The following is an 11,494-nucleotide window of genomic DNA, read 5'->3' as shown; positions in this document are numbered from 1 at the left end:
TAAATCCCTTATTGTTATATTTAAAATATATAACCTAATTAAAATTTACACAATTATCTGTAAAGACCCTATTTTTCTACTCTTTTATCGTACTAATATCTAAGCTAAAATTTTTATAGTACATGTATTTTTTACGTGAAGCTAATAATGCTTGTTCTTGCTGATAGACAAACTCTTTAAGCTCTTTGACCTTAATCCTCTCAGGATCTACAGCCACATCCATAATATTAATCAAAACATCAAAACTAGAAGTTATAAACAAATTATCGGTTATTAGAATAGGAATATCCCTATATTGATTATATTCTCTAGCACTTATAGCACAATGATGAGGTACAAAAGATTCTTCTCCAGGCTGCCATAATCTATCATCTAACTCTTTGGCAATCCCTGTAGGAGCTAAAATCGCAAATGTCTTAGCTTTGTAGTTAGCTAAAACATAGTTAACAATCGAATCTAACAGCTCTTTTTGTTCCGATGTTTGTAAAACGTGAAATTCAACTTGCATATAAAATATTTTTAACTCTCACACTCAAGCATTATACAAAGATTCTCAATAAACTCTTTAGTTAAGCCTGTCTTTCATACATGTAAGATAGTTTAGCACAAATACTCTACGCTTATATTATTGTTGATACTTAAAAGCAGATTTTAACCTTGTTATAAAACCAGTTCCTAAGACAAAGAAGCTGGCTATAAACATTATATCTCCACTAAACAGGATAAACATCATATTTAACTGCCCAACAAAGCTAACTTCATGAAAATATAAAATCATTTCTATACTTAAAGTAGGATATATCATACTAGAAACAAACATAATCATTCCTATAATATATCTTGTATAACTAATAGTTTTTTGTTGTGAAAAAGCTGATTTAAAAACCCTTTTGATTGCTGCTTTCATCACATCAACAATAGTTCTGCCAAGAAACATTACCGATAAAACAAACATTGCCTCTGCACTCATAGCCAAAAGTGAGGATATTATCAAATATCTAGCTGCTGATAACCCCCAAAAAGGCATTATGAAAAAGATTGTCACATAGGGCAAAAAAGAAGCTCCAAAAAGCACAAGCCCTAAATAATATTTCCAATCTTTTTTTATCTGCATAGTATAACTTCTCTAACTCTAAACACTTATCGATTCTTGTATAGCTTTTACCAAGGCTTGTGTAGCATCAGAGCTACTCATACTTGGAGTATTCTTCTTATCTATAACTTGACTCGGCATGTACGGTACATGTATAAATCCACCAATTTTATTAGGATATTTTTTATCTAATAATTGCAACAGATGGTACATTACATGATTACACACAAATGTTCCAGCAGTATTAGATATATAAACAGGAATTCCTTGTTTTTTTACTAAACTATCTATCTTATATATAGGTAATTTAGTGAAGTATGCATTTTTACCAGTTTTGGATATTTTTTTATTTTTTGGTTGATTATTATCATTATCAGCAATTCTCGCATCATCAACATTTATAGCTACTCTTTCAAGTGAAACTGCAGATCTACCGCCAGCTTCTCCTACATTGATAATAATATCTGGACTATATTGTTTTATTAAAGCATCAAGCTTTTGTGTTGAGCGTTCAAATGATACTGGTAGCTGTTTTTTAACAATCATCGCACCATCAATAATATCTGGCAAACCTTTAACCGCCTGCCAGGATGAGTTAATGCTCTCTCCACCAAAAGGGGCAAAACCTGTTACTAAAACAGTTTTTGCATTAGCACTAATTATCAGCGATAAAAACATAAATATGCTAAATAGTATTTTTTTTAAATTTATCATTCGTAAAGATCCTTCACTAAATTTTTAGGCTTGTGCTTTTTAACCTTCTTAATTTGTTTAATCAACTCTAGCAACTCTTTATACTGATTAAAATCTTTTCTAGCATATATAGCTCCATTTAGATCTTTAAGAATCTGTTGTAATTCTGGGAAGACCTTTGCAACCTCAAGTAGTGAGAATATATGTTTATCTGATTGAGTATTAGCCCAATTAATAATTGCCTTCTGTAATTCAATATTATCTTTATTTGAACATGCTTTTTTTATTTCTTTTAGACCAACTGTCTTTTCTATTGACTCAGGCTCAATATCATCAGCTACTTTAACTGCTTTTTTTGTATATTTACTTTTTATCAATAAGATTAAAGTCAATATCCACAAGACTATAACTGCTATAGCTACATCTCGCCAAAAAGGATCTTGAACTGTTTTTTCGATAACTTTTGGTGATGAGTTATTATTAGCAGCAAGATTACTAGGCATATTACCTTTATGAACATCAAAAGTTTTAACTGCTAAGCTAGCTATTTTAGACTTGTGTGTATCAACATCATACCATTTAAGTTTAACAGCTGGTACAGCAACTTTACCTTGTTTAATAGGCATATACCCAATCTTATATGTCGCAACACCAGTTAAATGGCCTCCTTTTTCAATATCTTGAAGTTCAGGTTTTTCTGGATATACATTAAAGGCATCTGATGATTTAAATTCTAAATTAGGAATATCACTGCTTAATACACCTTCGGCTGTGACCTTGACAGTTCTAGTTAGAAGCTGTCCTTCTTTAACACCCCTATCTTGTGACCAGTTATCACTAATTTTTACATCCGATGCAGGAAACCAGTCATTAATACTTATATCATCAGGAACAGGCTCTACATTTAGAGTTTTTGCTTTAGTAGAGAAATACTTCATCCTGCTTCCAAGTTGACCAAAAGCATTGGGAATAGTTGCCTGTAAAACAATTGCTGGGATTTTTATCTCTCCAGTAGTATTTGGAATTATTAAAAAACTCTCTTCAACAACATCATATAACTTACCATTGATACTTTTTTGATAAGTTTTACGATGATTTGTTGTTTTAATATCAGATTTTTTAATATCAAATGGTTTAGGCTGCAAGCTTAATATCGGCCTTGAGGTATATATTCTTAAAGTGTATAAAACTGGTACATTTACATAAGTCTTGTTAGTATCTAAGGTACCTATAGCAAAAAGATCTTGATATTTACTTTGCTCTTCATTTGATAGCTCCTTATCAACCTCAATTTTTATTGGTTTTGTTGTCTGGTTACCAACTGTTATCGCAGGGATTACAAGATTACCCGCTTTATTTGGTATTAATGTAACTATCATCTCAAAATGAGAGTCTCTCCTACCATTAATAACCGTTGTTTTACTACTAGTACTGGTATTGTAGACAGTGAAGTCTTTTTTAAGAGCATCTAAGTCTGGCTGGGTATTAAAACTATCTAAATGTAAAACCAGCTCAAATGTTTCACCTTTTTCAATATGATTCCTACTAACAGTTGCTGATACTTTAGCATAGCTAATACTTACAACCATTATTGATAGTGTAAAAATACTTATTAATTTAAATAGTTTGGTTCTCACGTTTATCTCCTATCATTCTTTGGTAGTCACGTGCAAATTTATGTCTAAGAAGTCCACCTGGATCATCATCAATCATTGACAAGAGTTTATCTGACTCTTTTTTATCAAGTTCTTTTTGACGCTGTTGTTCCAGATTATTTTGTTTAGCATTTTGCTGATTTTTGTTGCCTTTATTATTCTTGTTATCTTTATTATTCTTGTTATCTTTATTGTTCTTATTATCTTTATTGTTCTTATTATCTTTATTGTTCTTATTATCTTTATTGTTCTTATTATCTTTATTATTCTTGTTTTGCTGTTTCTTTTTCTGCTTTTCTAACTTTTTAGCTATCTCTAAATTACTCTTAGCATCTTCAAAGTCAGGTCTTTTTTCAATAGCCTTTTTATAGGTATCTATCGCTTTTTTATACTGGCCTAGGTGAGTTAAAGCATTGCCTTGATTATATAGACCTTTTGCAGAGTTATCCTTTTTAAATTCCTTATACGCATTTTTATAGTCTCCTGACTTATAATATGAAGCACCTTTCCAATCATTGTTTTCAAAAGCTAGAGCTGCTTTTTTAGTATTACCATTATCATAGTAGCTCATACCTTGCTGGTCTTTCGTCTGCCATAAATCATCCCAACTACTAGCAAAGCAGATACTAGGTATTAGTATTAAAATAAATATTAATTTCTTTAACGACATATTCTCTCCAAAACACCTCTTCTAAAGATAAAAACACTCAAAATACTCAACACCCATACAATATAAATTCCATTATCTTGCCATAAAACATTTGCTGAATCTTGTTTTGATTCTTTTGTCCCTACTCCGATTTTTTCGGATAATAGACTTTTAATGTCTGTATTATTATTTGTCAAAGTTACTAACTTACCATCTCCTGCATTTGCCAAAGATCTAAGTTCAGAAAGATCAACTCCAAAATATTGAATATTACCTTTAGCATCTTTTAGGTAACCTCCACTAGCATCTTTGGCAATCCCTCCTTGAGGAGTACCCACAGCATATACATCTACCTTTATTCCCTTTTCAGCTAAATCTTTAGCTTCATTTATTGCTTTAGCGGACGGAGTAGAATCAGTTACCAATATAACTTGTCCACTTGATGCTCCTGCTTGCTCGATAAGATCTGCTGATTTCTTAAGCGCTCTTGTAATGTTATGTCCTTGCACAGGAACAATATTTGAGTTTAATACAGGTACTAAATTCGCAACTGTTTTTGCATCTGAAGTTAGAGGAGTTACAACAAAAGGCTCACTAGAAAAAACTAGCATCCCAACTTGACCTTCTTTCACTCTCTTTAAAATATCAAGAATTTTATATTTAGCCCGCTCAAGTCTACTTGGTGATACATCTGCAGTATCCATTGAATTAGACACATCCAGAGCGATAACTCTTGAAATATTTTTTTGATAAACAGGAATGTTTGTATGTTTATATGTAGGTCCTGCTAGTGCAAATACGGCAATACTCCATAAAATTAAAAATACTACAGGTATTAGAGTTTTGTTTGTTTTTGAGTCTTGACCTATCGTTACATGTTCAAGTAAATGACTATCACAATACTTACTCCAGCTGTTAGATTTTACTGAATATTTAAAAAGTAGTACAACCAAAATAACAACAGGTATTAAAGCTAAAAGCCACCAAGGCCTTAAAAAATGAAAATCCATTTTAATGCCCTCCTCTACGTTTTAGCCAAACACCTGCAATTATAAAACTTAAAATCAATGCCAAGCCCAAACTCCAGGGGTAAAGATATGTAACTGGTCTTACTATCGTTTTATCTAATCTGATCGGTTCAAGCTTATCTATATCTTTATAGATATTCTTTAATTGACTACTATTTTGGGCCCTAAAGTATTGTCCCCCAGTCATTTTAGCTATTTTTTGTAGAGTATCGGTAGCTAGATCTTCCGAAGTATTTACTAATTGTTTACCAAATGCAGTTTGTATAAGCATCTGACCACCACCAAGAGCTATCGTATAGATTTTTATACCATATTCCTTAGCTATAGCAGCTGCTTGTAATGGCTGTAATAAACCTGCTGTGTTATCACCATCTGTAAGTAATATAATAGCTTTTGAATCATTTGGATATGATTCTAGTTTTTTAATAGATAAACCGAGAGCATCACCTATAGCAGTATTTGGACCAGCCAATGCAATACTAGAATCATCTAACATTTTCTTAACAGTTGGAATATCAAATGTTAGAGGTGTTTGTAGATATGCTCTCGTACCAAAAAGTACAAGACCAACACGATCGCCTTTTCGCGTATCTAGGAACTGATTTGCTACGCGCATAACCAAATCAAATCTTGATTCCATTTTTCCATTAGGCTTCTTCATATCCTCTATAGCCATACTTCCAGATAAGTCTATAGCCATCATAAGAGCTCTACCACTTTGTGGCATACTTATTGGCTTTCCTAACCACTGAATCCCTGATCCAGAAACGATTAAAAGTACCCAAATAGCTGCTAAAATATACTTAAAATAATTAGCTTTTGAAAAGTCATGTGCACTATGAGTACCGAGTTGAGACTGCAACTGATCAAAAAATGGCGTTTTTAATGCTGATTGTTGATTATTTTTGGCTCTAGGAATAATCCAATAAATAACTAAAGGCAAAATTACCAGAATGAAGAACCAAGGGTATTCAATATTTATCATATAACACTCCTCAACCACTTCTCAGCTACTGCCATTATCTCACCAAACGTTGACGTATCTAGCTCAATAGGTTTATAAGTGTTCTCTAATAGTCTTGCTTTAGTTGTTTCAAAACTTTCATCATCTATCTTTGAATCAAGAAACTCAAGCCACTTTTCACCATATAAGGTTTTTATATTCTCACTTGGAAACTTCTGCAGCGCTACTCTTTTTAGGTATACAGAAATACTCTCTAATACATGAGTCGGGTTATTCTTATAAACACCTTCAACCTCTTGTCTAAACTCATTAATTATAGAGTCTTTATATTGTTGCTTCTTCTTTTTAAAACGTAAGATAATAATAGCCAAGATAATAATCAGAACAATAACACCTAAAACTATCCACCAACCATACGCTAACGGCCACCACTGAGAAATTCTATCAGGTAAATAAATATCTTTTAATTGTGCTAAAAGATTATTATTTTGCATAATTAGCTACTCCATAATTTATTGTTTTAATCAAATCATCATTTGTAGCAACTTCTATAAAACCTGTCTTATTTTTACGTGAAAACTCTTCTATAGCATCATGCCTAGCTTTATAGATATTCTTATAGACTTTATTTTGTCTCTTACTTGCAGAATCCAACACAATTCTTTGCTTACCATCACTAAAGTAGTAAGTATCTAACCCTGGAAGATCTTTTTCTATGGGATCATAGCTAAATACATTAATAACTGAATTCTTATTATTTAACAATTTAAGATATCTGTTTGCTTCTTCATCAAAGTTACTAAAATCACTTATTACAACGACTATACTACTGCTTCGTATCTTAGCATAAAGAAATCTCAAAGCTTCAGAAAGCTTCTTATCAGAAGGTAACAGATACTTCTTCTCATCATTTGCAACAAAGTTAAACATCTTAACTAAAGCTGACTTGTCTTGCTTTGCAGGATAGAAGTTATAGCCATTATCATCAAAAATAACACCACCAACCTTTTCATGAGCCTCTAATGCCCCAAAGCCTATCAATGCAAGAATATTAGTAGCTTTTACACTTTTAAAACACTCTCTAGTGCCAAAATGCATACTTTTACTTTGATCTAGGACAAAATATAGGCTTCTTTCTCTTTCCTCATGATAAACCTTTGTATAAGGCTTTCCTAATCGTGCTGTAAGTGCCCAATGCATCAAACGAATATCATCTCCTGCTTGGTAATGCCTAACCTCATCAAAGTCCATACCTCGACCCTTTGCTTTAGAAAGACTATTCCCAGCATTTACACTATTTACTCTTTGGCTTGCAAATAGTTTAAGAGCTTTAGTCTGATAGCGATAGCTTAAAAGCTCATTGACATCAGGTTTTATTCCTTTGTAATTTTCCATAATTTCTCTTTACTGATCACTTCGTATAACACAGGCATTATTACGGCTTGCCTTAGACTCTAAAGCTATAGATTTATGGTATTGGCACAACCTTTAATAACTCTGTAATAACATCATCGGTTGTTACTCCATCAACCTCAGCTTCAAAAGTCAAAAGTATTCTATGACGTAACACCTCATAGACGACTTCATGAATATCACTTGGTGAGACATAATCATGACCAATAAGCCAAGCATGTGCTCTTGCTGCTCTATCTAAAGCAATTGTTCCTCTAGGGCTAGAACCAAATGCAATCCATTTTTTGATATTTTGATTATATTTTGAAGGATCTCTGGTAGCTAATATCAGTTGAATAATATATTGCTCAACAGCCTCAGAAACTTTTATATTCAGAACTTCTTGCTGCGCCCTAAAAATAGTCTCTTGATGAATATTAGGATGATCTAGTTTATGTCCTAATGCTTCACCCCTACTTATAGCTAAAATTTTTGCTTCAGTAGCAGGATCAGGATATTCAATTTTAACAAACATCATAAATCTATCTAGCTGCGCTTCAGGTAGCGGATAAGTCCCCTCTTGCTCAATTGGGTTTTGTGTCGCCATTACCATAAACAAATCAGATAGTGGATATGTTTGTTTACCAACTGTTATTTGCTTTTCACCCATTGCCTCAAGTAATGCAGATTGTACTTTTGCTGGAGCTCTGTTTATCTCATCAGCTAAAAGTAAATTATGAAATAATGGTCCAGACTGGAACTCAAAGGTCTGCTGCTGAGGAACATATATTTCTGTACCTGTCAAATCTGCAGGCAGAAGATCTGGAGTAAACTGAACCCTATGGTACGAGCAGTCTATACTCTCAGATAATGTTTTAATTGCTGTAGTTTTAGCTAGACCTGGAGCACCTTCTACAAGAAGATGACCACCTGCCAACAAAGCTATAAGTAAGCGTTTATTTAAGTTTTCTTGACCTACAACACGATTATTTAAAAACTCTAATAATTCTCCAAACTCACTATAAACAGACATCTAGGTCCTCCTAAAATCATAAATCACTTGATTAGAAGTATAGGGGCTATTACTACTTTTTCAAGGTTTTAAACATTATATAGTTAATTTACAAAAAACAAATACTGTTATAAAATTCTTATGGATAACTATAAAGGAGTATAGCAAAATGAAAAAAATTAAACTTTTGACAATAGGTATATTAGCTGCTTCTGCTCTTGCAAGCTGCTCAAACAATGCTAGCTTATCTAACGATCTAAATAATACTGGAGACTCTATTGTCAGATTTGTAAATGGTACTTTCTCTGCTCAAATAGACAACTCAAGCGTAAGTAGCGTTTTTGATGCTACAAAATTAGCTTTAAATAATACTAAAATCTATAACATTACTAAAAGCTCTATACATGATAGGTCTGCTGATGTTTCTGGTACATTTGCAACAGATAAGAACTTCTTTAACAAATCAGGAACTGATAATTTCGATGTTAGAATAGTTAAAGGCAGTAATAACACAATCAACATATTTATTAAAATTGGTAAGCTTGGTGACAAACAAGCATCTGTTGATTTACTTGCAAATATAAGAACAAACTTAGGCCTATAATTAATGTCTGTTAAAACACCTCGCGTACTTTCTATACAGTCTCACGTTGCATATGGCTATGCAGGAAACAAAGCAGCTGTATTTCCTATGCAAAAACTTGGGATAGATGTATCCCCTATATACACAGTCCAGCTTTCAAACCATACTCAGTATGACTTTTTTAAAGGCTCTTTTTTTAATGCAAATGATATACAAAATGTTATAGATGGAATGATAGCTAATAATTTTTTAGCTAAGCAAGATGCTATCTTATCTGGATATATTGGTGATCTTGAAGTTGCAAAAGTTATTGCTAATACGGTTCTAGAGCTTAAAGAAGAAAATCCAAATAGTTTATACTGCTGTGATCCTGTTTTTGGCGATAAATATGATGATCAAGAAGATGGTCATATTTTTGCTTCTAAAGATCATCCTAATATTTTCTTAGAATACTTACTGCCATTAGCAGATATTATCACACCGAACTTATTTGAGTTAAGCATACTTAGTAATACTAAGATTAAAAATTATGATGATATCCCAAAAGCATGTGAGAAACTAATCAAGCTAACTAAAAATAATAAACTAATAATTATAGTAACTAGCGTGTCTTTTAGTAGCTCAACTACTGGTATAGCTATATATAATAATGGTAGCTTCTCGCACTTGGAATCTCCTAAGTACAAAGTCCAACCTAAAGTTAGTGGCTCAGGTGATATCACAGCAGCGATATTTCTTAGCTACTTACTAAAAGGTAAAAGCCTTGAAAGTACCTTACAATCAGTTACCGAATGCTTAGATGGCATTTTCAGAGTTACACACGAGTTAGATACTGATGAGCTTGCTTTAGTTCAAGCACAGGAGTATATCAAGTAATGCAACGCTACAATAAGATCACTGACGTACATAAATACAAACGTGAAATTGTTCTTTTAAAAAGTCGTCCATGTGCTTATGGTAAGTGTACATTTTGTGATTATATTCTAGATAACTCTAAAAATATTAATGAGATAAACAGTATAAATTTCGAAGTGCTCGAAAATGTAACCGGTGAGTTTGGTATATTAGAAATTATAAACTCTGGTAATGTTTTTGAGTTACCCTTACAAACAAAAAATCGTATTAGAGAAATCATAAAGGAAAAAAGCATAGAACTTCTTTTTGTCGAAGCTCACTGGATGTATAAGGATCACCTTCATAAAATCAAAGATATCTTTGAAACTGAGATCTTTATAAAAACGGGCCTTGAAAGTTTTGATTATAACTTTAGAGAAAAGTTATTAAATAAAGGTTTTCACCACAACTCCCCCGAGCAACTAAGTAAGTTGTTTGACTCTGTTTGCCTGTTAATAGGTGTCCAAGGTCAAACAAAAGAAATCATCAAAAAGGATATTCAAATAGCAAAAGATTACTTTAAGCATACTACTCTTAATTTGTACGTTAATAATACTACTCATATAAAAGCTGATGAAGGCCTAAAGAAATGGTTTTTAACAGAATATAAAGATCTTTTTAATGATCCTCAATTTGAAATACTTGTTGATAATACTGACTTTGGTGTTGGTGATTAGTTTTTTAACCAAAAGTTAGACAAATCACTGTAATCACTATAATAGAGAACTTAAAAACTGTTTTTGCAAAAACTCTATCCTCATCATTAATATAAGACTTAATAGACTTATATAACCAATATAAAGATATAAACATACAAAACGCAAAAGATAATAAATCTGCTGTTCCTAGTAACATTGGTAAGCTACACGATAAGACAAATAACACTAGATACACCAACATTATTTTCTTGGTATAACTAACACCTTTGACTAAAGGTAACATTGGCAGAGATACTTTTTTATAATCATCCATATATAACATAGCTATAGCAAATGAATGTGGTATCTGCCAAAAAAATAAAATAAGGAACAAAGCTAAAGCATTATAATCTAAGCCATTAACAACTGCAGTATAGCCAGCTACTGGAGGGATAGCACCAGAGATGCCTCCTAACACGGTAGCATGAATAGTAATACGTTTAGATACTGTATAAACACCTACATATACGATAAAACCAATTATAATAATCCATAGAGTCAAAGGGTTAACAAGATAGTATAAAACCACACAGCTAAGTATCAACAATGCTGAACCATAAATAGTTGCTTGTATAACTGAAATATCTCCAGTAATTAACGGGCGGTTTTTTGTACGTGCCATAGTACTATCAATATCTTTATCATAAATATTATTAAAGACACAACCTGCTGCTATCATCAAAGCAACACCTATCATTACATAGAAAAATAACGCTAAATGCTCAAAACCAATTTCTCTATGTGTTGCTAATAAAAAGCCTCCAGTTAGAGTAATAAGGTTGCCAAAGATAATACCTGGCTTAGATAATTGAAAATATTTTTTAAAAGACATA

The 11,494-nt window shown here is 32.3% G+C and carries 14 protein-coding genes; 3 read left to right on the top strand and 11 right to left on the bottom strand.

The genetic code is table 11. The annotated features are described in order from the left end of the window. Nucleotides 1–76: 76 nt before the first annotated feature. From AB8E56_RS06475 to AB8E56_RS06430, 10 genes are all read right to left on the bottom strand, one after another. Nucleotides 77–508 carry a DNA polymerase III subunit chi gene (locus AB8E56_RS06475; RefSeq protein ID WP_329479280.1) on the bottom strand — a complete coding sequence of 144 codons (432 nt, stop codon included), beginning with the start codon at nucleotides 506–508 and terminating at the stop codon, nucleotides 77–79. A gap of 117 nt (nucleotides 509–625) precedes the next feature. Then, nucleotides 626–1,108, bottom strand: a complete 483-nt coding sequence (locus AB8E56_RS06470; RefSeq protein ID WP_329479282.1) for a transporter suffix domain-containing protein — start codon at nucleotides 1,106–1,108, stop codon at nucleotides 626–628. Nucleotides 1,109–1,132: 24 nt separating this feature from the next. Further along, nucleotides 1,133–1,807: a pyroglutamyl-peptidase I gene (gene pcp, locus AB8E56_RS06465; protein ID WP_329479278.1), complete on the bottom strand. Its 675-nt coding sequence runs from the start codon at nucleotides 1,805–1,807 to the stop codon at nucleotides 1,133–1,135. Then, a complete protein-coding gene (locus AB8E56_RS06460; RefSeq protein ID WP_329479276.1) occupies nucleotides 1,804–3,423 on the bottom strand; it encodes a BatD family protein in 1,620 nt (539 codons plus the stop codon). The genes pcp and AB8E56_RS06460 overlap by 4 nt, the downstream gene beginning before the upstream one ends. Beyond that, a complete protein-coding gene (locus AB8E56_RS06455; protein WP_329479274.1) occupies nucleotides 3,404–4,111 on the bottom strand; it encodes a tetratricopeptide repeat protein in 708 nt (235 codons plus the stop codon). The genes AB8E56_RS06460 and AB8E56_RS06455 overlap by 20 nt, the downstream gene beginning before the upstream one ends. After that, complete coding sequence (locus AB8E56_RS06450) at nucleotides 4,102–5,100, bottom strand: VWA domain-containing protein (RefSeq protein ID WP_329479271.1); 999 nt, start codon at nucleotides 5,098–5,100, stop codon at nucleotides 4,102–4,104. The genes AB8E56_RS06455 and AB8E56_RS06450 overlap by 10 nt, the downstream gene beginning before the upstream one ends. A 1-nt stretch (nucleotide 5,101) precedes the next feature. After that, entirely contained in the window at nucleotides 5,102–6,103 is a 1,002-nt protein-coding gene (locus tag AB8E56_RS06445; RefSeq protein WP_329479269.1) for a VWA domain-containing protein, read from the bottom strand. Further along, nucleotides 6,100–6,576, bottom strand: coding sequence for a DUF4381 domain-containing protein (locus tag AB8E56_RS06440; protein WP_329479267.1), 477 nt, complete (start codon nucleotides 6,574–6,576; stop codon nucleotides 6,100–6,102). The genes AB8E56_RS06445 and AB8E56_RS06440 overlap by 4 nt, the downstream gene beginning before the upstream one ends. Next, nucleotides 6,566–7,477 (bottom strand): DUF58 domain-containing protein, encoded by a 912-nt coding sequence (locus AB8E56_RS06435; RefSeq protein WP_329479265.1) that lies wholly within the window; start codon nucleotides 7,475–7,477, stop codon nucleotides 6,566–6,568. Before AB8E56_RS06435 ends, AB8E56_RS06440 begins: the two co-directional genes overlap by 11 nt. Before the next feature lie 73 nt (nucleotides 7,478–7,550). After that, nucleotides 7,551–8,507, bottom strand: a complete 957-nt coding sequence (locus tag AB8E56_RS06430) for a MoxR family ATPase (RefSeq protein ID WP_329479262.1) — start codon at nucleotides 8,505–8,507, stop codon at nucleotides 7,551–7,553. 148 nt (nucleotides 8,508–8,655) lie between these two features. On the opposite strand from AB8E56_RS06430, the gene AB8E56_RS06425 reads away from it, so the two are divergent. The 3 genes from AB8E56_RS06425 to AB8E56_RS06415 are packed head-to-tail and all read left to right on the top strand — an operon-like array spanning nucleotide 8,656 to nucleotide 10,640. Further along, complete coding sequence (locus tag AB8E56_RS06425; protein ID WP_329479260.1) at nucleotides 8,656–9,090, top strand: DUF3568 family protein; 435 nt, start codon at nucleotides 8,656–8,658, stop codon at nucleotides 9,088–9,090. Nucleotides 9,091–9,093: 3 nt separating this feature from the next. Continuing rightward, a complete protein-coding gene (pdxY, locus tag AB8E56_RS06420; RefSeq protein WP_329479258.1) occupies nucleotides 9,094–9,945 on the top strand; it encodes a pyridoxal kinase in 852 nt (283 codons plus the stop codon). Continuing rightward, a complete protein-coding gene (locus AB8E56_RS06415) occupies nucleotides 9,945–10,640 on the top strand; it encodes a radical SAM protein (RefSeq protein WP_329479256.1) in 696 nt (231 codons plus the stop codon). The genes pdxY and AB8E56_RS06415 overlap by 1 nt, the downstream gene beginning before the upstream one ends. A gap of 4 nt (nucleotides 10,641–10,644) precedes the next feature. On the opposite strand, the gene cyoE is transcribed toward AB8E56_RS06415, so the two are convergent. After that, complete coding sequence (gene cyoE, locus AB8E56_RS06410) at nucleotides 10,645–11,493, bottom strand: heme o synthase (protein WP_329479254.1); 849 nt, start codon at nucleotides 11,491–11,493, stop codon at nucleotides 10,645–10,647. Between the last annotated feature and the right edge of the window lies 1 nt (nucleotide 11,494).

Origin of the sequence: Francisella sp. 19X1-34 (assembly GCF_041102755.1) — a bacterium.
Taxonomy (GTDB): Bacteria; Pseudomonadota; Gammaproteobacteria; order Francisellales; family Francisellaceae; genus Francisella.
Note: the sequence above shows the minus strand (reverse complement) of the source record. Positions and strands in the feature narration are given on the sequence as shown.

Bases quoted from the DNA above. Each gene is read 5' to 3' on its own strand.
- AB8E56_RS06475 (WP_329479280.1), bottom strand. From the start codon at position 508: ATGCAAGTTGAATTTCACGTTTTACAAACATCGGAACAAAAAGAGCTG.
- pcp (WP_329479278.1), bottom strand. From the start codon at position 1,807: ATGATAAATTTAAAAAAAATACTATTTAGCATATTTATGTTTTTATCG.
- AB8E56_RS06455 (WP_329479274.1), bottom strand. From the start codon at position 4,111: ATGTCGTTAAAGAAATTAATATTTATTTTAATACTAATACCTAGTATC.
- AB8E56_RS06450 (WP_329479271.1), bottom strand. From the start codon at position 5,100: ATGGATTTTCATTTTTTAAGGCCTTGGTGGCTTTTAGCTTTAATACCT.
- AB8E56_RS06445 (WP_329479269.1), bottom strand. From the start codon at position 6,103: ATGATAAATATTGAATACCCTTGGTTCTTCATTCTGGTAATTTTGCCT.
- AB8E56_RS06440 (WP_329479267.1), bottom strand. From the start codon at position 6,576: ATGCAAAATAATAATCTTTTAGCACAATTAAAAGATATTTATTTACCT.
- AB8E56_RS06435 (WP_329479265.1), bottom strand. From the start codon at position 7,477: ATGGAAAATTACAAAGGAATAAAACCTGATGTCAATGAGCTTTTAAGC.
- AB8E56_RS06430 (WP_329479262.1), bottom strand. From the start codon at position 8,507: ATGTCTGTTTATAGTGAGTTTGGAGAATTATTAGAGTTTTTAAATAAT.
- AB8E56_RS06425 (WP_329479260.1), top strand. From the start codon at position 8,656: ATGAAAAAAATTAAACTTTTGACAATAGGTATATTAGCTGCTTCTGCT.
- pdxY (WP_329479258.1), top strand. From the start codon at position 9,094: ATGTCTGTTAAAACACCTCGCGTACTTTCTATACAGTCTCACGTTGCA.
- AB8E56_RS06415 (WP_329479256.1), top strand. From the start codon at position 9,945: ATGCAACGCTACAATAAGATCACTGACGTACATAAATACAAACGTGAA.
- cyoE (WP_329479254.1), bottom strand. From the start codon at position 11,493: ATGTCTTTTAAAAAATATTTTCAATTATCTAAGCCAGGTATTATCTTT.